Genomic DNA, 21,858 nt, shown 5'->3' on the forward strand with positions numbered 1-21,858 from the left:
CTTAAGCTGCTACATGTGCCCGCCGCTGGCGAGGACGATTTCGCCGTTGATCATCGTATTGGCCGCCGACCCGATGAAGACGATGGCTTTCGCGACCTCCTCGGGCTCCGCCAGACGCCCGATGGGCGAATTTTTGGCAATGTGCTCCATGACCGCGGCCGGAATGACGCTCTGCATGTGGTCCGTTCGGGTGGCGCCGGCCATGACGACGTTGGTGAGGATGCCGTCGGGGGCGAGCTCCCGATAAAGCGCCCGCGTGAGGCCATGCAGCGAGGACTTGGCCGCCGAGTAGAAACCGGAACCGGGAATGCCATGAATGGCCAGGCCGGACGAGACGTTGACGATGCGCCCCCAATGCCGTTTGCGCATCGACGGCAGCACGGCCTGGATGGCCGCGAAGTGACCCTCGGAGTTGGAGCGAAAGACGTCGTGCCAATACGCAGCCGGCACTTCCTCGAAGGGCGGAAGCTCGCTCGGTCTGCGCGAGCCCCACTCGACGGCATTGTTGACGAGGACATCGAGCCGGCCCCATTTCGCGAGCACCGCATCGACGGCGCTCCGCACCGAATCCCCCGATGCGAGGTCGAGCGGAACGATCAGAGCTTCCCCTCCAATGGCGCGAATGGCCCGCGCGACCGCCTCGGCCTTGTCTTCGTAGCGGCGGTAGGTCACCGCCACGCGCGCCCCCTCGCGCGCAAAGAGCTCGGCCGTCGCGCGGCCAATGCCCTGCGAACTTCCCGTGACGAGCGCAACGCGCTCGCTGAGTCCTAGGTCCATGCGGACGCTCCTTTCCCGCAGCGTGCAGACCGCCCGGCTGCACACCTGATATGTAGCCGGCTAAGTAGTTCCGCGGTCGGGGATCGTCAAGGCGTCGACTTGACCGAAGTGGGAACCCATCCTGAAAATGAGCCGCGACATGACTCCGCTGGAAGAGCAAGTGACCTTCGCAATGATCCGCGCCATGAAAGCGCACTTCCGGCGCACGGCACCGCGTCTTGCCGAGCTCGGTCTGCAGCTCGGGCAGGACATGCTTTTGCGGCTGCTCTGGGAGAAGGACGGGCTTTCGCAATCGGAGCTCATCGCGCGGCTCGGGGTGGAGCCGCCCACGGTGACGAAGGCCATCGGCCGGCTGGAGAAGGAGGGCCTGGTCACGCGCCGGCGCGATCCGGACGACGCGCGCGTGTCGCGGGTCCATTTGACGCCGCGTGCAAAGCGGCTGCGCGATCCGGTGATGCAGGTTTGGGCCGACATGGAGGCGCGCGCCCTGGCCGGCCTTTCGGAGGAGGAGCGCCATACGCTGCGCGCGCTATCGCTTCGTGTGCGCGCCAATCTGGAGGCGCCGGACGAGTGAAGCCCGGCGCTAGCCGTCGCTTTTGCCGAAGTAGCGACTGGGCGGCACGCCCAGGGTGCGCCGGAACATGCTGGTGAACGCCGCGGGGCTGTCGTAGCCCAGTTCGAGTGCGACCGTGGTGACGGCTTCGCCGCGCGCCAGGCGCGGGAGTGCGGCAAAGAGGCAGGCCTGCTGCTTCCATGCGGCGAAGCTCATTCCGGTTTCCGCGCGAAAGAGGCGCGTGAAGGCACGGCGGCTCATTCCGAGCTCGGTGCGCACGCCGTCGATCGTATCGTGCGGTGTGGGCTGCTCCAGCAAGCGGCTGCAGGTGCGCGCGAGCCGCACATCGCGCGGGAAGGGGAGCTGCGGCGGCAGCACGGCGGGGAGGCGCCGGATCTCGTGGAGCATCAGCGCCATGAGCAGACCATCGCGCCCATCGGGATCGTGGGTGAGCGGCACGTCGACGGCCTCGAGCAGCAGGCTGCGCATCAGTGGCAGCATGCCCAGGACTTGGCACGTGCTGGGAAGGCCCGCGCTGGCCTCCGGCGAGAGAAAAATGCTGCTCGTGCGCAGCGGGCCGAGACTCATTTGCACACTGTGAACTTCCCCCGCGGGCAGCCACACCGCGCGCTCCGGCGGAACGACCCAGGCGCCATGCTCGGTGGTGACCATCATGGCGCCCGACGCGCTATAGAGGAGTTGCGAGCGCCGGTGCGAGTGCGGCTTCACCACGTGATGGGCGGGGTAGTCGTTGCCAATGGCAATGATGGCCTGGGGAAGCGTATCGAAGGCCTCGACATAGGTCGCATTCCTCATGGCCCACTCGCGATATCAGTTGACCCAAGCTCGCCGGCAAACCCCATGGAACGCGGTATGTTGGTGCTCGGGGAGAATTTGCCAAGCAGGCCAAGATCGCTTGCACGAGTGAGCCAATGACCGAAATCGCCGAGACGGCGCTGCCCGAGCCAGCAAGTTCCATCGAAGTTGGACCGGGGGCCGCTTCGAAAACGTCCACCGAAAGAACCGTTTTCACCGTTCTGTCCGCCATTAGCTTCTGCCATCTGCTCAACGACATGATGCAGTCGCTGCTGCCGGCGATCTATCCGATGTTGAAGGAGTCCTACGATCTCAGCTTCGGCCAGATCGGTTTCCTTACGTTCACGTACCAGTTGACGGCGTCGCTTCTTCAACCGGTGGTCGGATTGTATACGGACCGACATCCCAAACCGTATTCGCTCGTCATCGGTATGGGCTTTAGCCTTTCGGGCCTTTTGCTTCTGGCCGTGGCCAATCAGTACGGTTTCTTGCTGCTGGCGGCTTCGCTGCTGGGCACGGGCTCTTCGGTGTTTCACCCGGAATCCTCGCGCGTGGCGCGTATGGCGTCGGGCGGGCGGTATGGCCTTGCGCAATCGGTGTTTCAAGTCGGTGGAAACGTGGGTTCTGCCATTGGTCCGCTCCTGGCCGCGGTGATCATCTTTCCGCGCGGGCGCTCGGCGGTGGCCTGGTTTTCGGTTTGCGCGCTGCTGGGCATGTTCCTTTTGACCCAAGTGGGCCATTGGTACAAGGGCCGGGGCGTGGCCCCGCGAAAGGTCGCCACTGTGGCGCGTGCGACGCTGCCGCCGCGCAAAGTGACGTACGCCATTTTGGTATTGCTCGCCCTCATCTTTTCCAAGTTCTTCTATATGGCGAGCATCACCAGCTATTACACTTTTTATCTCATTAGCCAATTCCACGTATCGGTGCGCGCGGCGCAGATGCACTTGTTCTTCTTCGCCGGCGCCGTGGCCGTGGGCACCATCGTGGGCGGGCCCTTGGGCGATCGCTTCGGGCGCAAGTACATCATTTGGGCATCCATTCTGGGCGTGCTGCCCTTTACCCTGATTTTGCCTTACGCCAATCTGTTTTGGGTGGGCATCCTCACCGTGCCCATTGGCATTATCCTCGCTTCGGCATTCCCAGCCATTGTCGTATACGCCCAAGAGTTGATGCCCGGCAAAACGGGCACCGTGGCGGGCCTTTTCTTCGGTTTCGCCTTCGGCATGGGCGGCGTCGGCGCCGCGGTTCTAGGCCAATTGGCCGACATGACGAGCATCACCTTCGTCTACCGGGTTTGCTCGTTCCTGCCTCTCATCGGCCTCCTCACGGGATTGTTGCCCAACTTGGAAACGAAAAAGCGGTAGTTGCATTCGTGGGTATGCCTTCCTGCCGCGGGTGAACACGCGTAGGCTGGCGCCCATCCCGATGGCGAAGGTGCCCCTCTGGTCGAAATGGAATGTAGGCGCTGGGCTCGTTCTGGCGTGTGCCGTGGCTTATGGGGTGTGCTCGAAGCCACGCGCAGCCGTCGAGGTCGCGACAACGACCGCTTTGGCGCTCCCCAGCTCGACGTCTTCGCAGGACGCGGCAGCGGCGCCACTCGTTCCCCTCGACGGGCCGCTTCGCCCTGCACTCGATGCCATTTCGGACGGCCGAGGTGGTGCGCTCATTCGTGTACACTTCGATTGGTCGCCGCCCTGCCAAGTTCCGGTCGTTTATGACGTGACGAAGCAAGGGCATGCTGCGCGGCTGCGTATGAATGTCGCGCTGGAGAAACGAGGCAGCGATCTCGTCATGAGCATGAAAAACATGTCGATGATCCGTTACGACGATCAGGACATGACGCGGCCAGAGGTTGCCCGTGCACTCGCGCCTGTGACCGCGCTGATGGCCGTGATGCCGGAGGCGATCATCAGTGCGAAAGGGGAATTCGTCCGCGTGCACGAATTGGATGCGTACGTGGAACGCCTGGCCGATACGTTCGAACGAGCCAACGATCCGAATCTCGTCAAGTTGGCGCGCGTGGCACGAATCCCGACGTTCAAAAGCATCCTCGAAGGGGAGTCCCGCATGCTTTGGGGAAACTGGGTCGAATCTTGGCTCGATGTTTCCCTTCGTCCCGGCACGGAGGTGAAGGGGATGACGAAGAACGTCGTGTATGGCCGCTCGCTCGAATGGCCTTTCTCCGTGCAACATCGGGGAGCCGTTCGCGAGGCTCCTCAGCTGTCACTGCTATCGACGAACGAGAAGATCAAGGGGAAAGCCGCGGAGGCGCTGCTCGGAAGCGTCACGGCGAACCTGATCGCCCAGCTGGACGCGGCCGCGCTCCCGGCCGATTTCGCGGCGGGCATTGCCATGGATCGATCGAACACGGTTGCACTCGACGTTGCTCGAGCTCGTCCCCATCATGCACGGTACGAGGTGAAATTCATGGCAGGCAATGTCTCGGGCACCGAGATTCGTGATACGGCGTTCGACTGGTCCCATGCCACGGGCTGCGGAACATGAACAGCTCGAACCTTAGTCGTGTACTTCCGTATCTGAAGGCGGTCGTCCCGGAGGACGATCCTGCCCCAGTGATGACCCTCTCCTCCGAGGACTCCTTCGTGGTGCGCCCGCTCGTCGGTGGTCTTCTGACGACTTACGTCATCGATGAGGGAGATCGGTTCGTCTATGTGCAGGAACGGCATCTCGCCGCGGAGGGGCTTACCCGAGACGATTTGCACGAGCGGGCGCTCGCGAATCTGGGCTCGCTGCTATCGCAGCATGGAGTGCGCGTGCACCCGCACGGCAAGATCTTTGCGCTCATCGTCGACGGTAACTTGGAAGCGACGCTGATGCTGTTGGACAAGTTCTGGGGAGCCATGGAACGCCACGTCGATGCGGAGGAGCTCCTGGCGGTGGCGCCGGCCCGTGATGTCCTTGCGGTAGGTCCGCTGGGGGTGGATGTGGCAGCCGAGCTTCGAGAGGTGGTCACGCGCGTTCGGGGCGGCGACCACCTATTGAACGAAGATCTCTATCGGCGCTCGGCGGGGGTATGGCACGTCGAGACGAAGTTCTAACCGTTTGCCGGTTCGTTCTTTCGGCTGAAGAGCTTTTTCACGAAGGCGGCGATGCCGGCGAGGACCAGCACGATGGCCTTTTTGCCCGCGATGAGGGCGGCGATGATGACCTTCCAGAACTTCGCCAGAAGGCCGATCTTCACCAGCTTTGCGGCGCCCAGGCCGGCGCCGCCGAGGACCAGGCCCGCGAGGCCGTATTCGGCGACTTTGTCGGTCTTTGCGTCGAAGGCCTCGTAGCGCGCGGCCGATGAAAAGGTGGTCGCTTTGAGAAGCGCCGCGGCCTCGGGCTTGTAGCCGGCGAGAAGCTCGGGGGCGGTGACCAAATTGATGGCCACGTAGCCGCGACGGCCCAAGATGCGCGTGTTGAAGTTGACCGATTTGCCCTCGTCGTCGCTCACCGACAGGGCCCACACCAAGTGGTGCAGCGATTTGTCGTACTGGGGAGGCTCGCTCCAGCCATCGACGTGCCATGCCTTGAAGCCCTTTTCGAGGCGCTCCTTGTTGCCTTCTTCGGTTCCTTCGCGGATGGCCGAGAGCAGCTCGTCGGCGTCGATCTTTTCGTCGTCCTTGATGTAGCCCTCCGCCTCGTAGCGGATCGTGACGAACCACTGGGCCTCTTCATCTTTGCTCGCGACGATGCCGAGCAGGTTCTCGTTGTGAAAGCTTCCGTTCTTCTCGAGCATCTTCGCCGCGGGGCCGGGCGGCAGGTACACGTCGGCCTCGGGGAGTGCCAGCTTCAAATCATGCCCAAGGTCGATGTCCCTCGGGCCGGCCTGCCACTGGACCGGAGGTTTTTCCCCCGATTCCTCGGCAAAGGCGGCCCGCGGCCACGCCGCGACCAGGGCTAGCAACGCGACGAAAATCATCTGCACCATGGGAAATGTCCCTCCACGAGGAGCCTTATCGGCCGCCGATCCGTCCAAGTTGCGATCTACGGATGGCGCTTGCGCCACCTTCCTCGGTATTCGCGTCTATTTCGCGTACGAGATGAACTCGAGCAGTGAGCCATCAGGATCGCGGAAATAGACGCTGGTTCCGTGACCGCGGGACCCAAAGCGGGCCACGGGCCCCACCTCGACGGCAACTCCGTGTCGCGCCAGGTGCTCCTGGGCCTCTTCGATGGGACCGGCCCACTCGAAGCAAATGTCGCTCCCGCCCGGCGGCACCGGAATGCGCGCGACCGGGGCGCCATGCAGGCCGGCACCCCGCACATTCAATTGCTGTTCGCCAATGCGGTACATCCACCCGACGGGGCGCTCGATGAGCTCTGCATCGAGCACGTCACGGTAGAACGCGTTCGAACGCTCCCAGTCGGAGACATGGATAACCACATGGTCGAGCCGGATGCGTCCCATGCTCCGAGCATAGGGGCTGCGGCCATCGGAGGCCCATAGCCAATTTCAGGTCGTACCTTGGAGGCGTGCTCTACTTCGTGTCGTACGAGATGAACTCCAGAAGCGAGCCGTCGGGATCCCGGAAATAGACGCTCGTCCCGTGGCCGCGCGCCCCAAACCGCGCGACCGGCCCCAACTCGACGGCAACCCCGTACCGTGCCAGGTGCTCTTGGGCGCCCTCGATGGGGCCTGACCATTCGAAGCAGATGTCGCTCCCACCGGGTGGCACCGGAATGTGCGCCACCGGTGCGGCGTCCACGCCTGGACCATGCACATTGAGCTGCTTGTCCCCGATGCGGTACGCCCAGCCAACCTTGCCGGCGATCAGCTCTGCATCGAGGACATCGCGGTAAAACGCGTTCGAGCGCTCCCAGTTGGAGACGTGGATCACCACATGATCGAGCCGTATGCGTCCCATGGGTTCGACATTAGGGTCTCCTGCCGCGGGAAGCCCATGCCCCATTTCGCGTACCACCTTGCATGGCTTTTCATCCGCGTCTCGTTTCCTCGCTCGCCGTTGTCGCCACGGCGGTTGCCATCGCCTCATCCGGTTTCGCCGAGGCTCCCCCGGCGGGCGTGCTCGATGTGCATATCCGTGTCAGCAACACTTGCCGCACGCAGGCTACGCCTCCGTCGTACAGCGTCTCGGCCGGGTCCACGTTCACCGTCGATTGGATCAACGACGCCGACAGCGAATACCCCGTGAACATCGACAAGATCGATCGCTTCAACACCGTTCCAATCGTCCTCGGGCTCGAGCCGGGGCAGAGCTACCACGATGACATTCGCGCATGGTGCGGCCAGTACACCGGCACGTTCTCGTTCCGAATCACGAGCCCGTGCGATCGGATCTACATCCCGGTCGATTGCAACGCGCAACGCGCTGCTGCATCCGGAGGCGGAGCACCTGCTCCATGACGAGCTCGTTGCCCGAGATGAAACGCGCAGCGTACCTGATCAACACCGCCCGCGGAAAGAGTGCGACCGCGATGCCGTCGTGCGCCGGGCCATTCCTACACCCGGGCGACGCGACGAAAGGCTCGGAGGACGCGCCCCGTTTCAAGAAAAATTGAAGCACTCCTCCGTCGGCATCATTGGGGCTAGTATTTTGAAGCACCCATGACTGACGAAAAGAACGAGCTTCAACCCGGATCGATCGCGAACGGGGACTTGAGCGCCGAGATCCGCCTCGTGGCGGAAAACGTAGAACGCCGCTTCCAGACGGGCCGGCGCGTTCTTTCGTTCGCCGAGTACCTCGACCTGTTCGCGACCGATCCGGTGCGCTATGCGCGCGACGCGAGTCGCTACCTGCGTGACGTGTTCGACCACTACGGCACCACGAAAATCGAGCATCCGTGGGGCAAGTTCACCCGCTACAACCTGTTCGACATGCCGTGGGACGGCGGCGGCCCGGGCAAGCCCCTTCCGCGCGGCGCCCTCATCGGGCAGGAGCCGGTTCAGGAAGAGATTTACCGCTCGCTGTCGAACTTCGCGCGCGAAGGGCGACCGAGCCGGCTCGTCCTTTTGCACGGCCCCAATGGCTCGGCCAAGAGCACCATCGTCGGCTGCTTGATGCGGGCGCTGGAGCATTATTCGACGCTCGACGTCGGTGCGCTCTACCGCTTCAACTGGGTCTTTCCCTCAAACAAGACCGTGCGCGGTTCGCTCGGCTTCGGGAAAAAAGCGGAGAGCGGCACGACCGACACCTTCGCCCACCTCGCCGACGACGAGATCGACGCGAAGCTCCTCGTCGAGGTGCGCGACCATCCGCTGTTCCTGTTCCCGCTGGAGGAGCGCAAGGTCCTCTTGGAGCGGCTTTTCTCCGCCGCGGGCGAGCCGCCGAGCGACTGGATCCTGCGCGGGCAGCTCTCGCACAAGAGCCAGCAGGTCTTCGAGGCGCTTCTCTCGAGCTACGGCGGCTCGTACACCGAGGTGCTCAAGCACGTGCAGGTCGAGCGCTACTTCATCTCGCAGCGTTACCGCACCGGCGCCGTCACCATTGGCCCGCAGATGAGCGTGGACGCGGGCGAGCGGCAGATCACGGCGGATCGCTCGCTGGCGGCGCTTCCGGCGTCGCTGCAGGCCGTCACCTTGTACGAGGCCAAGGGCGAGTTGATCGAGGCGGCCGGCGGCCTTCTCGAGTTCAGCGATCTCTTGAAGCGGCCGCTCGATGCCTTCAAGTACCTGCAGCTCTCCGTGGAGACGGGCGAGGTGGCGCTGACGCAGCAGAACGTACAACTCAATTGCGTCATGATGGGCAGCGCGAACGAGCTCCACCTCGACGCGTTCCGCGAGCACCCGGAATTTGCCAGCTTCCGCGGCCGCCTCGAGCTGATTCGCACGCCGTACCTGCGAAGCTATATCCAGGAGCAGACCATCTACGACGCGCACGTCGCGCCCCAGGTGCAGTGCCATGTCGCGCCGCACGCGACCATGATGGCGGCCATGTTCGCGGTGCTGACGCGCATGCGCAAACCGAACCCCGATCGCTACGGCCGGCAGCTCGGCGCGGCGCTTTCCAGCCTTTCCGCCGTGGAAAAGCTGGATTTGTACGCCACGGGGCGCATTCCGGAGCGGCTCGACACCGACGCCCAGAAGACACTGCGCGCGAACGTGCCCGACGTCTTCGACGAGAGCGATCCGTACCCCATCTACGAGGGCCGCATCGGCGCGAGCCCGCGCGAGATGCGCGTGGTGCTGCTCGATGCCGCGCAGTCGCCCAAGTACAAATGCCTTTCGCCCATCGCGGTGCTCGAGGAAATCGAGAACCTTTGCCAGCGGCGCGGCGAGTTCGAATGGCTGCAGCAAGAGGCCATCGCCGGCGGCTACCACGACGTGCGCGCGTTCCAGGAGGCGCTGCACGGCCGGCTTCTCGATAGCTGGGAGCACGAGCTCTACTCGACCAGCGGCCTGGTCGACGACGAGCGCTACGCCGAGCTTTTCGAGCGCTACATCCAGCACGTCAGCATGTGGGTCAAGAAGGAGCGCGTCCGCAACCGCGTGACGGGTGACTACGAGGAGCCCGACGAGAAGGTGATGCGCGAGGTGGAGCGCCTGCTCGACGTGAAGGGCGAGCCGCAGGAGATGCGCAAGCAGATGATCAGCGCCATCGCGGCGTGGGCCATCGACCACCCCGGACAGAAGGTGGAGCCCTCCATCGTTTTCCCGCACCACTTGAAGCGCATGCGCGACAGCATCTTCGGCGAGCGGCGTCCGGCGGTCGCGCAGCGGGCCCGGGATATCGAGCGGCTCGTGCGCGACGAAGGTGCCGGGCTGGACGATACGCGCAAGCGCAACTCGGAGACGACCATCGAGCGCCTCATCGCGCGATTTGGCTATTGCCGAGAGTGCGCTGCGGATGCGATGAGCGTTCTGGTACGGCGCCGCTTCGGCGACGTTTCCTAGACTCTCTCGCAGTTTCTCCTACATGAGTACGGTGATCACCCCGCTGGCGGCTGCGGCTGCGCCGAAGTTCGTCTTGACGCGCGAGGTTCGCGCGCTGGCCGTTCCAGCCATTTTGCATTCGCTCCTGCAGACGATGGTCTTCGTCGTCGACCGGATCATGCTGGGGCACCACTCGTCGACATCGCTGTCGGCGATGCAAATTGCCGGCACCCTGGAGTGGTCCGTGTGGAGCGTCTTCGCCGCCTTCGAGGTGGGGACCATCGCGCGCGTTGGCTTTCATGTCGGGGCAGGGGATACCGAGCGCTCCCGGCGCGCGGCCGTCTCCTCGCTCCTGACGGCCTTCGGCATGGGCGCGCTGCTCGCGGTTCTATCGCCGCTCTTTCTATCGCGGCTCGCGATCCTTGCGCCCAAGTCGTCGCCCGAGGTGGTGCTCGCCGCGCGCGACTACCTCGAGGTGGCCATGGGCGCTTCGCCCGTGGTCTTCGTGGCCACGGCCGCCATCGCGATTCTGCAGGCGGGCGGCGACACGCGAACGCCGCTGGCCATCGGCATCTTTTCCAATTTGGTGCACATTGCACTCAATCGCGTGCTCATTCTGGGCGGCCTGGGGCTCCCCGCGATGGGTACGCGCGGCTGCGCCATCAGCACCGCGCTCACCTTTGGGCTCGAGTCCGTGCTGACGATCGGCGCCCTGCTGCAGCTGCGCACGAAACGTCGAATTTCCCTGCGCGGGCCCCTCGCTCGCGCCGCGGACTATGTGTTCGAGGCAAAGGACATGGCGCACGTGGCCGTGCCCTCGCTGTTGGAGCGCATCCTCTACCAGACGGGGTTCATGTGCTTCGTCGCCATCACCACGCGCCTGGGCGATCCCTCGATGGCCGCGTACCAAGCCTTGATGGCCATCGAGTCCATCTGCTGGCTCTCGGCCGATGGTTTCGGCATTGCCGCCGCGTCCTTGGCCGCGCAGAAGCTGGGCGCGCGAAGGCCCGCCGAGGCGGAGACCAGCACGAAAATCGCCGCGCGCGATGCCATGTTGCTCCTGAGCACCTACGGCGCGGCATTCGCGCTGTTTCGCGTGCCCATTTTGCGTGCGTTTACATCGGATCCGCTGGTCATTGCCATCGGGGCGGGGGCGCTGCCCGTGTTGGCGCTGGCGCAGCCGTTCATGGCTTGCACCATCGTTGCCGGCCAGGCGCTGCGCGGGGCAGGCTTCACACGCGATGTATTGTTCATCAGCGCCTTTGGCTCGCTGGTGGCGCGCCTCGCTTGCACGTGGCTCTTCGCCATCACGTTGGACCTCGGCATGGTCGGCGTGATCATCGGCTCCACCTCGGACTGGCTCGCGCGCTCCGTGCTGCTGGCCCTCGTGGGGCGCAAGCGCGCCAAAACGGTGCTCGCTGCAGTATGAGGTAAAATACGACCGTGACTGCACTCGTCGATACACATTGCCATCTCGATCCAGGCTATTTCCCCGACGGAGGCGATCTCGCCATCGCGCGGGCGCAAGAGTCGGGCGTCTCCGGTTTCGTCGTGGTGGGCGTGGGGCAAGATCTCGCGCCGGCACGGCATGCCGTGGCACTGGCGCATGCGCGCGGCGACCATGTGGCCGCCGTGGTGGGCATCCACCCGCACGATGCGATCACCTTGAATGATGCCTCCCTGGCCGAATTGCAAGGGCTCGCGCGCGATCCCGCCGTGGTCGCGGTGGGCGAAATTGGACTCGACTACCATTACGACCACTCACCGCGTGAGGTACAACGCGCCGCGTTCGCGCGCCTCGTCGGGCTTGCGCGCGAGGTGAACAAGCCCATCGTGATCCACACACGCGAGGCAGCCAAAGACACGCTTGCCATCCTGGAGGCCGAGGGCGCTCGCGACGTGGGCGGCGTGATCCATTGCTTCAGCGAGGACCGCGCCTTCGCCGAGCGCGCGCTGGCGCTTGGGTTCTACTTGTCGTTCTCGGGCATTGTCACCTTCAAGGGCGCCAAGAGCGTGCACGACGTGGCGGCGTGGGCGCCGGAAGATCGCATCTTGGTCGAGACCGATAGCCCCTACCTCGCCCCCGTTCCACTCCGCGGAAAATCATGTGAGCCTGCGTACGTGATCCACACCGCGCAACGCATTGCCGAGCTGCGCAACGTTGATCTCACGCGCATCGCCGAGGTCACCAGTGCCAATGCCGCGCGTATCTTCCGCCGGCCTTTTCCCACATAACGGATCGTTTTGCGCGATCGTTGGCGCGCCGCTGGCATCCTTTTCAGAGCACGCGCATAATTTACCTGCGCGCCCGCTTCGATGCCTCGATCGCCGCTCCCCCCAAAAAACTCCAAAATGGTTCAGCCCCTTAGTTGGGGTGCCTCCATCGTCGTCCATGTCGGGATCGCCTTTGGCGTCGCATGGCTCGCGTATCGCACGCTTCACGCGCAGAATGTGAACGCAGCTGAGATTCCACCCGCCGACAACACGGTGGCGGTGGAATTGCCCGTCGTGTCCGAGGGCACGCTGGTCGAGGAGGAAGTCGTCATCGAGCAAGAGGGGACGCTGCCGCACCCCGCGGGCGGCGCCTCCGTGCCGCGCATCGACGATGGCCACGCAGGCCACGGCGGTACGGGGCGCGTTGCCGCGCCGGCGACCCACCTGAGCGATCGCGATGAGAAGCTCGCGCTCACGCCGGATCTCGTGAGCCACTTGGATCGCGATCAGCAGCAGCGCCTGCGCACCGCGCCCGATCGCGCGTCTTGGGAAGATCGCCGTTCGACGACGCACCCGATGGAGCTCACGTTCCTGGCGTCGGGCACGGGCGATCGCCCCGAGCGCAGGGTTCCCGCCCCGAGCGATCCCAGCTCGGGCGCGCGCTGGGCGCACACGCCCGAGGTCGCGGGGGCACACCTCGGCGCGGAAGAGCAGCCCGTCGGGCCGGAAGCGCAGCGCACCGAGGTGGGCTCCGCACTACGCGGCTCGCGGGAAAGCTCGCCCGGCATTGGGGTCGACGACGGCCGCATCGGCCCCGATCACCGGATCTCCGCGCATGTCGCCTTGGGCCGCCCTTCGGTGACCCTGGGCCCCGTGACCATTCCTGCCACCGAGCACTCGCGCGAGCGCGACGACGTGGACAGCGACCAATCCGTCGCGCGCGCCGTGCAATCCATCGTGCACGCGAGCACGGCGGGCGGCCTGACCGGCGAGGGCAATGGCGGCACATCGGGCGGCGGTGCACCGGGGGCGGGCGCGCCCACGGGCATCGGCTCCCACGCGCGCCCGCTGGGTATCGGCGAGGGCGACTACTTCGACCTGGAGACGAGCGATCCGCGCCTGATGCCGTACTTCCGTCGTCTGCGCGCGAAGCTGGATCCGCTCTGGGCCAACGCCTTCCCGCGCAGCGCGCTGCTCGAGCTCAAACAGGGCATGGTGATCTTCGAGTTCGTCATCGAGCGCGATGGCACCGCCCGCGTCACCTGGCCGCCCATCCGCCCCAGCGGGATCGACGAGTTCGATCGCAACGTGGCCGCGGCCATCCGCAAGGCCTCGCCCTTCGAACCGCTGCCCCGCGAACTGGGCACGCGGCTCCGCGTCCGCGCGCCCTTCAGCGCGAACAACCCGATCGTCAAATAGTAGCGCCTACCTCGTACAGGTTGACCTTGTACGTCTCGACGATGCGTCGATTGAAAAGGCGAACCAAGGGTAGCATCAGCCGGCGAAAGACGAAGGGCAGCTTCGGCTTGATGGGCTCCTGCGGATTGGCGAACGTGCGCGAATCGAGCAGCCGCAATCCACCGCCGAAGCGCTCGACCTCGCGCGGATCGTCACAGGCCCAGGCGAACCTCGCCTCCATGTTCTTCATGACGGCGTGCTTGCGCTGATTGTTCACCATGTACGCACCGGCGGTGTCCAAGGCGATGCGCGAGCTCGGAAACGCCTGCGCGATGCGCGTCACCGCGCGCTTCACGTCGGCGGGGTTCAGGTACATGAACACGGCCTCGATGACGAAGAAATACGGGCCGGGGGCCGCTTTGACGGCGTCGAACCACGTCTCTTCGAGCACCGAGGCGGAGAGCTGCTTGCGCCGCTCCGAGTCGTCGAAGAACTTCTTCCGCAGCTCCATCGAGTCGGGCAAATCCATGTCGAACCAATGGACCTTGCCGTTGTCGAGCCGCTCGAAGCGCGTATTGAGCCCCGCGCCGATCTCGATGACCGTGCCGGAGGGATGCTCGACGAGGAATTGCTTGATCCACTCGTCGAACATCGCCGTGCGCAGGACGGAGCCGAAGAGCGTCATGTAATTATCGAATTTGCGAAAGTCGTAATCGATGGATTCCACCATCTCCACGGCCTTGCGATCGACCAAGAGGCCGCGCTTTTTCTTCGACTCCACCGCGCGCCCGTAGAGCGGGATGAGCAACGTTTCCTGAACGGACCCAAGCGACACCGCGTGCGTTTTCATGGATGTATTCGTCACCATAGGCCGGTCAGATGAAAATGCAAGTCAATTGCGTCTACGTGAGTGCGCGCTTCGATGGGGCGGTGCGCCGGCGTGCCACGTCGATGCCGCTGCCGATCGGCAACGCAACGGCATCCATGTCGTTCTTGCTGCGGACGAGCTTTTGATACTTCACCGCATCGGGGCGTGATTCGGACGGAAAAAGCATGTTGTCGGCAACGACGATGCCCTCTTCGGCGAGCTTCGGATGCACCATCTCGAAGCAACGCTCGTAGAGGTCTTTCCAACAATCGATCAACACGAGGTCGAGTGGCCCGGCGAGGGAGGGGAGGTTGTCGAAGACATCGCCCACGTGGAACTCCACGTAACCGTCCAACCCGACGCTGCGCAGCTTTTCCTGCGCATGTTCGACTTTGGCGCTGGAGAGCTCGAAGCTATGGACCTTACCGCCCGTGAGCCGCACGGCGTCTGCCAACCACAGGCTCGAGTAGCCATAGGATGCGCCGATCTCGACGACGCATTGCGCCTTCGACGACTTGACCAGGGTGTGCAGAAGCTGCCCCGTGTCGGGCCCGACGGGAATGAGAAACTCGTCGATGCGCTCTTCCAGTTCCTGGCTCGACAACCCCCGCAAGACGTGGGACTCGGCGGCCGCACGCTCCTCGTACGACGCGAGAAGCTTCTGAAGCTTCGGATCCATTCGACACCTCCGCGTTGGTCTTGTGCGATCGCTTTCCCTTAAGTCAACGCGCCGCGCTTGAACGCAACGGCGGCCACGTCGCGTTCGAGCTCCGCTTGGCGGCCCTCGCGCTGGGCGTCGGTTTCGAAGCGGATCGCGGCCATGTCCTGTACGGTGGCCTGCGCCACGGCCTTTGCGGCGTCCGAATCGAGCAGGCCGCATCGTTGAGCAGCCACGGCGGCGCCAACGTAGGTGTCGAACAGGTGAATTTGCTTTCCCGCGAGCTCCTGACGCCGTGCTTCGGGTGTCGCTACGACGTCGTGGATGAACACGGCCTGCACCCCGGAGCTTGCCGCATCGGCCAGGAGCATTTCCCCGAACGCGATGTCGCCCTGTCCACTGTCACCGACGAAGACGAAGCGATGGTGCGGATACAGTGCCCGAAACTCGATGAAGTTCTCGTACTTCTTCGCGGCGATACGGTCGTTGCCAATGAGGTGCGAGAACGAACCACAGAGCACTGTGCACTTCGCGATGCCGCGCGCGCGCAGGGTGGCAATGGCCGCATTTTCCACGAACCCGGCGCGATCGCCCGGGCGGGCCGAGACGAACACGAGTCCACCGCCGAGCGCCTCGTAGAAGGCGATCACCCCCGGGTAGACGGTCTTCTTCGGGTACCGCGCGTCTTTCCAATTGGCGTAGAACGTGTCGTCGATGTCGCTCAACACCTTGAAACGCCGTGCCGTGGGGGTGGCCGTGGTCGTGCGAAAGTGCGCCAGAATTTCTGCGCGCACAGCCGCATCGTCGATGTCGCGGTACACGAGCTGGTGCAGATCGCGGTAATTGGCGCCATCATCGATGGCGTCCTTCAGGGCGGAAAGCGCATCGCCCGTGGTGGCGACGAAGATGTCGCGGACGAACGACTCCTCGGCGCGGCCGGTGCGTCCGCGTTGCAGTGCATCGATGAGCTGCGCGCGCGCCGGGACATCGAGCGCCGCGAGCGCGTCATTTCGTTCGACCGCCGACGCCGCGGTGAGCATCGCGAGGATCTTCGCCACGTCCATTGGACGATAAGGCTAGCTCAGTTTAGCGCCGGTCGCGCCGGTCACTCTTGGCGTAGCCGCGGCCTTGCCGGCGCTCCGGCGGGCGGGCGTTGGGCCGCTGCGGCTTGGGAGGCGGGTACGTCCGCCCATCGTCCGGTGGCACGAGCGCCCGCGGCCCGTGCCCAATGAGATCCGCGCGCCCCGCCTTGCGCAGCGCCTCGCGCGCCATGGGCCAATGGGTGGGATCCCAATAGAAGAGCAGCGCCTTCATCATCTTTTTCTCGCGCAGATCCGTGGCCGTGTACACGGGCTGCATGGTGAGCGGGTCGATGCCCGTCCAGAACATGGTCGTCGCCACCGCCATCGGGGTGGGGATGAAGTCCTGCACCTGGCGCGGGCGCATGCCCCGCTTCTTGAGGTAGAGCCCCAGCTCGACGGCGTCCTCGAGGGTGGAGCCCGGGTGCCCGCTGATGAAGTAGGGAACGAGGTACTGTTCTTTGCCGGCTTCTTCGCTGGCTCGGCAGAACGTCTCGGCGAAGCGCTCGTAGCTCCGGATGGGGGGCTTCTTCATCTTGTCGAGCACGTTGTCGTCGTGGTGCTCGGGCGCGACCGAGAGCTGCCCGCCGGTGTGATGCTGGGCAAGCTCGCGCACGAACTCCGGGCTGCGTTCGGCGAGATCGTAGCGAACGCCGCTCGCGATGAAGACCTTCTTGATGCCCTCCTGCGTGCGCACCTTCTTCATCAAATCGATGAGCGGCTCATGATCGGTGCGCAGGTTTTCGCAGATGCCCGGGTGCACGCACGAGAGGCGGCGGCATGCGCTCTCCGTCTCGTCGTCCTTGCAGGTCATCTTGTACATGTTGGCGGTGGGGCCGCCCAAGTCGGTGATGGTGCCGCGGAAGCCATCCATGCGTGAGAGCGCGCGCACTTCGCGCAGGACGCTCTCCTGCGAGCGGCTCTGGATGATGCGCCCCTCGTGCTCGGTGATGCTGCAGAAGGTGCACCCGCCGAAGCACCCGCGCATGGTGACGATGGAGTGCTTCACCGTTTCGTAAGCCGGTACGGGATCCGTGTAGCTCGGATGCGGCACGCGGGTGAACGGCAGGTCGTACAGGCCGTCCATCTCGGCCTCGGAGAGCGGCTCTGCGGGCGAATTGAAATACACCGCCTGATCGCCGTGCGGCTGCAGCAGCGGGCGGCCGTTGTGCGGGTTCGTCTCGTATTGAAATTGCCGCGACATCTTGGCGAAGGCCTGCTTGTCCTCGCGCACCTCTTCGTACGAGGGCAGGACGACCAACTTGCCGTCGGTGACGAAGCGGCTCTTGTTCTCGAGGAGTGGCTCCCACGCGCGCCGATTGGTCAGCACGTGCGCCGTTCCGCGGACGTCGCGCAGGTTGGAAACCGGTTCGCCGGCGGCGAGGCGGCGGGAAATTTCCCAAGCGGGCCGTTCGCCCATGCCAAAAACGAGAAGATCCGCCTTGGCGTCGAGCAAGATGGAGCGACGGACTTGGTTCGACCAATAGTCGTAGTGCGCGATGCGGCGGAGCGAGGCTTCGATGCCGCCGAGCACGATGGGCAGGCCCGGGAAAGCCTGTCGGCACAAGTTCGAATAGACGATGGTCGCCCGATTGGGCCGCATGTCGGCGCGCCCGCCCGGCGAATATTGGTCCACCGAGCGGACCTTCTTCTGCGCCGTGAGCTTGTTGAGCATCGAATCGAGGTTGCCCGCGCTGATGCCGACGAAGAGCCGCGGTCTGCCCATCCGTGCGATGTCTTCCGGCGAGCTCCACTTCGGCTGGGCGACGACCCCAACGCGGTACCCACGCCCCTCCAGAAAGCGCGCCACCAGCACCGGCCCGAACGCGGGATGGTCGACGTAGGCGTCCCCGGTGACGATGAGGATATCGAGCTCATCCCAGCCGCGCGCCTGCATCTCCTCCCGATTCGTGGGAAGAAACCCCGCCGTACGGGGAGTGCGGGGCGAACGCGACGGCACGCGAAGAGGAACCAGTGTCATGGGCGCGCGAAGTGTAGCCGCTTGGGGCGCCGGGCGCACGGAGCGTATGCCGCACGCCCTCGCACGGTAGAGATCGCCTCGATCCATCGAACCCGAGGAGCCCTCCCATTCAATCGAGCATGGGGGCGCGGAATGATTCGATAACGATGCAATACCTCATTCCCAGATGTCTGACGCGGAATGCGCTGCGCTGGCGCGATAGCCCCATAACGCCGACTTGCGACGTCGGCAGGTCGAGCGCCGTCACTCCGAGAGGTGCGTTGGCGCGCGCGGGCGAGTATTCGGCGTCGATGGTCGTATTGACTAATCGATGTTCGTGTCGACGATTCAAAATGAGCTTGCGAAATGCGGTGTGGAACTCCGTGTTCTCCTGAACGGGTTTTTGTCCACGTTGACGCGATCGAACTCTCGCATACATTCGAACGCTTATCGCAAGAAGGGCTAAAGGATCGCGCCCACTTTGCGTAATGAAACTATGAGATGGAAGAAAAGTGCTTGAACGATGTGCATGAGCCGCAGTATTGATGTATAGCTAAGAAGACGGCATATCCAATGAGTGCCGTCGGGCGCCGCAGCGATGCGGCCCTGATACCCGTGACGTACGATGGTCGAGCAGTCCTTCTTGGGCATGCGCCGGCACGCGCGAATTTCGCAGCGCCGGCGAATTTTGCCGTGAAGTCGTGACCGCCGAGGCGAACGTTGCGAGGTGCGTTCGTCACGTATCGATGTTGCAGCACGTGTAGCTGCGCGTTGGGGGGATATTTCATCAACCCGGAGTGGAGCTATCGGTATCATCATGAAATCTACTTTGCTCGTCGTGGGCGATCGCTTCGTCGCTCCGCGAATGCCGGAAAATGTCATTGGTTTTTCGGCCTTCGTTGCCAATTTGCGAGAAGATCGTTCCAATGAAATCGTAGGCGAGCGACACATTTACATCGGGCAGGGGATCAACCCGGCGGAGGAGCGAGCCCTGCGCAGCGAAGTGCTGAATTCCGCATTTTCGCAGCAGATCGTCCTTCACGATGGTGACTCGGAAAAGGTGGCGCGGTCGCAGGTGCACAAGCACCAGGAAGAGAACATTCTCATTGCCGGCCTCGAACCGATTGGCGAGCACGAGTTCAGCGCCAAATTGAAAGTGGATGGTGACAACGAATTGGTCCTGGATCACACCAGCGGATGGCATATTTCCGGGATGGTGATCCTGGAAGCCATGCGCCAGATGGCCATGGCGGTCACCGAGCGATATTATGCGGACTACGCCAACGAGGGCGGCGGGCGCGGATTTGCCATTCAAAGTTGGGATACGAAGTTCGAGAGTTTTTTGTTCCCACTCGATTCCACGCTGACGTGCAAGACCGAAGTGACAGGCACTTACGGGAAGCGCGTGTCGTTTCGTGCCGAGCTGTCCGTTCTGCAGTGTGGGCGCGTTTCGGCCCGCGCCGCCATCGAATACACCGTCATGGATGGCGAGGTCATGTCCTCCATCGAGGCCCGGCGCGCGCGCGAGGTCGTTCGTCAGCTTGCGAAAGGCTCGTCGCTGGTCGAAACGGAGCAGCTCGCGACGGCCGTATGAGACCCGAGTCTCTCTTCGTCTCCGGCATCGCCGCCTACCTTCCACCCATCTTCTCCGCCGCCGAGGCCGCGGAGAGGGGCTGGTACGACGCGGATAGCTTTCGTGCGGACGGCTGGACGGGAATTGCCGTCGAGAGCGAACTTTCGCCGGCCGAAATGGGACTTCGGGCCTCCCAAGGTGCCTTGGCCCGATGGGGAGGTACGCCGGAGGAGATCGACGTTCATTTCCACGCCACCCTCCTCCCGCAGGGGCCGCACCTCTGGCACGCCCACAATTACATCGAGCGGAACGCCGTCAAGCGCGGCGTACCGGGCATCGAGCTGCGCCAGGGATGTACGGGCATGCTCGCCGCCTTCGATCTGGCCGCCTGCTACCTCGCCATGCCGGGTCGGCGCGCTGCGCTTCTGAGTGGAGCGGATAACTTTTCCGCGGATCCCTGCTTTGGAATCGATCCGACCTTTCGATGGCGCTACGCCGAGGGCGGACGCACCAACCGTGGGTCGGTTTTCGGCGATTCGGGCGCGGCCCTGGTGTTGTCGAACCGCGCAGGCTTCGCCCGCGTGCTGAGCATCGTCTCGGGTGCCCTGTCGGAGCTCGAGGAGCTCTATCGGGGCGACGACCCGCTGTTCCCGCCAAGCTACAGCGCGGAGCATCCGCTGCGTTTGGGGGAACGCTTCGCCGAGTACGAACGCAAGCATCCGGGCGGCGTCGCCGCAGCGCTGCACCGGCTCAAAGAAATGCGAACGACGATGGGCCGGGCTGCGCTGGCCGAGGCTCGGATCGCGCCCGAGCAGATCACACGCGTGGTGCACATTTTCTCGGGAACGGAGCGATACGTCCAGCAACTGCTCGAGCCATTGGGGATCGACCCGGCCCGCGGCGTGCTCGAATTGGGTCGCGGTCTCGGGCATCTGGGGGTCAACGATACGGTCGTCGCGTTGGAGCATCTCGTGACGACCGAACAGGTCGGACCCGGCGACCACGTGATGATGATGGCCAACGGGACCGCCGGGGCAGTCTCCTGCGTGGTGCTTCGCATCGAGGAGAGGCCGAGGTGGGTGGCATGAGCGCTCAGGAATGGATCGCACGGCTCGAAGCAGGGTGGAAAGCCCTGGATCCGGAACGCATTGCGGCGCTCTTCACGCCCGACGCCGTCTACCATCAAGGTCCATTTGGAACGCCGCACGTCGGCTGCGAGGCGATCCGCAACCATTGGATCGGAAGCCTCTCGCGACAGGTCGATCCCAAAGTTTGGTTCGGCAAGCCGATTGAATCCGAGGACTGCGCCTCCGTCGAGTGGTGGTGCATCCTGCACGATCCGGTGACCCTCACGCCACGAACGGCCTCCGGGGTCGTCACCCTGCGGTTCGCACCGGACGGCCGCTGCACACGATTTCACGAGTATTGGCACGCGGTTCAAGACACGTCCTTGGAACCGCCCGAAGGTTGGTTTTCATGAGCGCATCCGATTCCACCAAGCGGCTCCTGCAAGCGCCGCGTCTGTTGTTCTTCGTTGCCATCGCCCTGCTTCTCGCCGGCCTCGCCGTGCAGTGGAGCGAAGGGGCCGGTCTCCACACACTGCCGCTGGCCGCCATTGCCGTGTACCTCGGATGGCTTCTGTTCGAAGTGCCGGTCACGTTCCAGGGCGCCACGCCCATGAAGGATTCGCGGACGCTTCTCCCCTACGCATTCTCGCGACTCGCGACGGTGGGCGCGTGCGTCCTCGTGCCGTCGAGCCGGGAATGGACGCCGGCGGGCGTTGCAGGACTGACGCTGTTCGTCGGTGGCATCGTCATGCGCGAGATTGCCATCAAGACATTGGGGCGATTCTATTCGCATCACGTGACCCGAAAGGGGGACCAGGTGGCGGTCACCACGGGGCTTTACCGCTTCATCCGGCATCCGGCCTATTGTGGAATGCTCCTGGCGCACGGCGGCTTTCTCGCCATCTTTTTCAATCCGATCGGCGCCGCGTGCGCGGCCCTGCTCCTCGTGGCGGTGCTCTACCGCATTCGCGTCGAGGAGCGCGCTCTCTGGGATATGCCCGGATATGCGCAATATGCCGTTCGCAAAGCACGATTGTGTCCGGGGGTATGGTGAGCTC

22 protein-coding genes are annotated in these 21,858 nt (G+C 64.2%); 13 read left to right on the forward strand and 9 right to left on the reverse strand.

From position 1 onward, the window contains the following. Nucleotides 1–9: 9 nt before the first annotated feature. Nucleotides 10–777 (reverse strand): SDR family oxidoreductase, encoded by a 768-nt coding sequence (locus LZC95_15010; GenBank protein WXA98140.1) that lies wholly within the window; start codon nt 775–777, stop codon nt 10–12. Nucleotides 778–916: 139 nt separating this feature from the next. Here LZC95_15010 and LZC95_15015 point away from each other — a divergent pair, with 139 nt between their 5' ends. Continuing rightward, nucleotides 917–1,351 (forward strand): MarR family transcriptional regulator, encoded by a 435-nt coding sequence (locus LZC95_15015; protein ID WXA98141.1) that lies wholly within the window; start codon nt 917–919, stop codon nt 1,349–1,351. A 9-nt stretch (nt 1,352–1,360) separates the two neighbouring features. Here LZC95_15015 and LZC95_15020 read toward each other — a convergent pair whose 3' ends face one another. After that, nucleotides 1,361–2,146, reverse strand: coding sequence for a helix-turn-helix transcriptional regulator (locus tag LZC95_15020; protein ID WXA98142.1), 786 nt, complete (start codon nt 2,144–2,146; stop codon nt 1,361–1,363). A gap of 116 nt (nt 2,147–2,262) precedes the next feature. On the opposite strand from LZC95_15020, the gene LZC95_15025 reads away from it, so the two are divergent. Genes LZC95_15025 through LZC95_15035 form a run of 3 tightly spaced genes read left to right on the forward strand, consistent with a single transcriptional unit; the run spans nt 2,263 to nt 5,205 of the window. After that, nucleotides 2,263–3,510 (forward strand): MFS transporter, encoded by a 1,248-nt coding sequence (locus LZC95_15025; protein ID WXA98143.1) that lies wholly within the window; start codon nt 2,263–2,265, stop codon nt 3,508–3,510. Nucleotides 3,511–3,541: 31 nt separating this feature from the next. Further along, a complete protein-coding gene (locus tag LZC95_15030; GenBank protein ID WXA98144.1) occupies nt 3,542–4,651 on the forward strand; it encodes a hypothetical protein in 1,110 nt (369 codons plus the stop codon). Further along, nucleotides 4,648–5,205, forward strand: a complete 558-nt coding sequence (locus tag LZC95_15035; GenBank protein WXA98145.1) for a DUF1444 family protein — start codon at nt 4,648–4,650, stop codon at nt 5,203–5,205. Before LZC95_15030 ends, LZC95_15035 begins: the two co-directional genes overlap by 4 nt. Here LZC95_15035 and LZC95_15040 read toward each other — a convergent pair. The 3 genes from LZC95_15040 to LZC95_15050 form a co-directional block, all read right to left on the reverse strand. Then, nucleotides 5,202–6,080 carry a DUF2167 domain-containing protein gene (locus tag LZC95_15040; GenBank protein ID WXA98146.1) on the reverse strand — a complete coding sequence of 293 codons (879 nt, stop codon included), beginning with the start codon at nt 6,078–6,080 and terminating at the stop codon, nt 5,202–5,204. The genes LZC95_15035 and LZC95_15040 overlap by 4 nt on opposite strands. Before the next feature lie 96 nt (nt 6,081–6,176). Next, nucleotides 6,177–6,560, reverse strand: a complete 384-nt coding sequence (locus LZC95_15045; protein WXA98147.1) for a VOC family protein — start codon at nt 6,558–6,560, stop codon at nt 6,177–6,179. A gap of 70 nt (nt 6,561–6,630) precedes the next feature. After that, nucleotides 6,631–7,017 carry a VOC family protein gene (locus LZC95_15050; protein WXA98148.1) on the reverse strand — a complete coding sequence of 129 codons (387 nt, stop codon included), beginning with the start codon at nt 7,015–7,017 and terminating at the stop codon, nt 6,631–6,633. 62 nt (nt 7,018–7,079) lie between these two features. Here LZC95_15050 and LZC95_15055 point away from each other — a divergent pair, with 62 nt between their 5' ends. From LZC95_15055 to LZC95_15075, 5 genes are all read left to right on the forward strand, one after another. Continuing rightward, nucleotides 7,080–7,517, forward strand: a complete 438-nt coding sequence (locus LZC95_15055) for a hypothetical protein (protein ID WXA98149.1) — start codon at nt 7,080–7,082, stop codon at nt 7,515–7,517. Between the two features lie 201 nt (nt 7,518–7,718). Continuing rightward, entirely contained in the window at nt 7,719–10,004 is a 2,286-nt protein-coding gene (locus tag LZC95_15060; protein ID WXA98150.1) for a serine protein kinase PrkA, read from the forward strand. A 22-nt stretch (nt 10,005–10,026) separates the two neighbouring features. Continuing rightward, a complete protein-coding gene (locus tag LZC95_15065; protein ID WXA98151.1) occupies nt 10,027–11,412 on the forward strand; it encodes an MATE family efflux transporter in 1,386 nt (461 codons plus the stop codon). A 14-nt stretch (nt 11,413–11,426) separates the two neighbouring features. Further along, the gene (locus LZC95_15070; GenBank protein WXA98152.1) at nt 11,427–12,218 is read left to right on the forward strand and encodes a TatD family hydrolase; all 792 of its coding nucleotides are present in this window, start codon (nt 11,427–11,429) and stop codon (nt 12,216–12,218) included. A 117-nt stretch (nt 12,219–12,335) separates the two neighbouring features. Next, nucleotides 12,336–13,616, forward strand: coding sequence for an energy transducer TonB (locus LZC95_15075; GenBank protein WXA98153.1), 1,281 nt, complete (start codon nt 12,336–12,338; stop codon nt 13,614–13,616). Here LZC95_15075 and LZC95_15080 read toward each other — a convergent pair. Genes LZC95_15080 through LZC95_15095 form a run of 4 tightly spaced genes read right to left on the reverse strand, consistent with a single transcriptional unit; the run spans nt 13,609 to nt 18,181 of the window. Further along, entirely contained in the window at nt 13,609–14,445 is an 837-nt protein-coding gene (locus LZC95_15080; GenBank protein WXA98154.1) for a class I SAM-dependent methyltransferase, read from the reverse strand. The two genes, LZC95_15075 and LZC95_15080, sit on opposite strands and share 8 nt — an antisense overlap. A 52-nt stretch (nt 14,446–14,497) precedes the next feature. Then, nucleotides 14,498–15,142 (reverse strand): class I SAM-dependent methyltransferase, encoded by a 645-nt coding sequence (locus LZC95_15085; protein ID WXA98155.1) that lies wholly within the window; start codon nt 15,140–15,142, stop codon nt 14,498–14,500. A 38-nt stretch (nt 15,143–15,180) separates the two neighbouring features. Beyond that, on the reverse strand, nt 15,181–16,185 hold the full coding sequence (locus LZC95_15090; protein WXA98156.1) for an App1 family protein: 1,005 nt from the start codon (nt 16,183–16,185) through the stop codon (nt 15,181–15,183). Nucleotides 16,186–16,207: 22 nt separating this feature from the next. Continuing rightward, entirely contained in the window at nt 16,208–18,181 is a 1,974-nt protein-coding gene (locus tag LZC95_15095; protein ID WXA98157.1) for a YgiQ family radical SAM protein, read from the reverse strand. Between the two features lie 796 nt (nt 18,182–18,977). Between LZC95_15095 and LZC95_15100 the strand changes: the two genes are divergently transcribed. From LZC95_15100 to LZC95_15115, 4 genes are read left to right on the forward strand one after another with little or no spacing between them, the layout of a single operon-like run. Further along, nucleotides 18,978–19,754, forward strand: a complete 777-nt coding sequence (locus LZC95_15100) for a hypothetical protein (protein ID WXA98158.1) — start codon at nt 18,978–18,980, stop codon at nt 19,752–19,754. Continuing rightward, nucleotides 19,751–20,821: a ketoacyl-ACP synthase III family protein gene (locus tag LZC95_15105; GenBank protein WXA98159.1), complete on the forward strand. Its 1,071-nt coding sequence runs from the start codon at nt 19,751–19,753 to the stop codon at nt 20,819–20,821. Before LZC95_15100 ends, LZC95_15105 begins: the two co-directional genes overlap by 4 nt. After that, nucleotides 20,818–21,213, forward strand: a complete 396-nt coding sequence (locus tag LZC95_15110) for a nuclear transport factor 2 family protein (protein ID WXA98160.1) — start codon at nt 20,818–20,820, stop codon at nt 21,211–21,213. Before LZC95_15105 ends, LZC95_15110 begins: the two co-directional genes overlap by 4 nt. Beyond that, nucleotides 21,210–21,854, forward strand: coding sequence for an isoprenylcysteine carboxylmethyltransferase family protein (locus tag LZC95_15115; GenBank protein WXA98161.1), 645 nt, complete (start codon nt 21,210–21,212; stop codon nt 21,852–21,854). The genes LZC95_15110 and LZC95_15115 overlap by 4 nt, the downstream gene beginning before the upstream one ends. The last annotated feature ends 4 nt before the right edge of the window (nt 21,855–21,858 follow it).

The organism is Sorangiineae bacterium MSr12523, from assembly GCA_037157775.1.
Lineage (GTDB): Bacteria > Myxococcota_A > Polyangia > Polyangiales > Polyangiaceae > Pendulispora > Pendulispora brunnea.

Coding starts and splice junctions, on each gene's coding strand:
- LZC95_15010 (WXA98140.1), bottom strand. CDS start 777: ATGGACCTAGGACTCAGCGAGCGCGTTGCGCTCGTCACGGGAAGTTCG.
- LZC95_15015 (WXA98141.1), top strand. CDS start 917: ATGACTCCGCTGGAAGAGCAAGTGACCTTCGCAATGATCCGCGCCATG.
- LZC95_15020 (WXA98142.1), bottom strand. CDS start 2,146: ATGAGGAATGCGACCTATGTCGAGGCCTTCGATACGCTTCCCCAGGCC.
- LZC95_15025 (WXA98143.1), top strand. CDS start 2,263: ATGACCGAAATCGCCGAGACGGCGCTGCCCGAGCCAGCAAGTTCCATC.
- LZC95_15035 (WXA98145.1), top strand. CDS start 4,648: ATGAACAGCTCGAACCTTAGTCGTGTACTTCCGTATCTGAAGGCGGTC.
- LZC95_15040 (WXA98146.1), bottom strand. CDS start 6,080: ATGGTGCAGATGATTTTCGTCGCGTTGCTAGCCCTGGTCGCGGCGTGG.
- LZC95_15045 (WXA98147.1), bottom strand. CDS start 6,560: ATGGGACGCATCCGGCTCGACCATGTGGTTATCCATGTCTCCGACTGG.
- LZC95_15050 (WXA98148.1), bottom strand. CDS start 7,017: ATGGGACGCATACGGCTCGATCATGTGGTGATCCACGTCTCCAACTGG.
- LZC95_15055 (WXA98149.1), top strand. CDS start 7,080: ATGGCTTTTCATCCGCGTCTCGTTTCCTCGCTCGCCGTTGTCGCCACG.
- LZC95_15060 (WXA98150.1), top strand. CDS start 7,719: ATGACTGACGAAAAGAACGAGCTTCAACCCGGATCGATCGCGAACGGG.
- LZC95_15065 (WXA98151.1), top strand. CDS start 10,027: ATGAGTACGGTGATCACCCCGCTGGCGGCTGCGGCTGCGCCGAAGTTC.
- LZC95_15075 (WXA98153.1), top strand. CDS start 12,336: ATGGTTCAGCCCCTTAGTTGGGGTGCCTCCATCGTCGTCCATGTCGGG.
- LZC95_15080 (WXA98154.1), bottom strand. CDS start 14,445: ATGAAAACGCACGCGGTGTCGCTTGGGTCCGTTCAGGAAACGTTGCTC.
- LZC95_15085 (WXA98155.1), bottom strand. CDS start 15,142: ATGGATCCGAAGCTTCAGAAGCTTCTCGCGTCGTACGAGGAGCGTGCG.
- LZC95_15090 (WXA98156.1), bottom strand. CDS start 16,185: ATGGACGTGGCGAAGATCCTCGCGATGCTCACCGCGGCGTCGGCGGTC.
- LZC95_15095 (WXA98157.1), bottom strand. CDS start 18,181: ATGACACTGGTTCCTCTTCGCGTGCCGTCGCGTTCGCCCCGCACTCCC.
- LZC95_15100 (WXA98158.1), top strand. CDS start 18,978: ATGAAATCTACTTTGCTCGTCGTGGGCGATCGCTTCGTCGCTCCGCGA.
- LZC95_15105 (WXA98159.1), top strand. CDS start 19,751: ATGAGACCCGAGTCTCTCTTCGTCTCCGGCATCGCCGCCTACCTTCCA.
- LZC95_15110 (WXA98160.1), top strand. CDS start 20,818: ATGAGCGCTCAGGAATGGATCGCACGGCTCGAAGCAGGGTGGAAAGCC.
- LZC95_15115 (WXA98161.1), top strand. CDS start 21,210: ATGAGCGCATCCGATTCCACCAAGCGGCTCCTGCAAGCGCCGCGTCTG.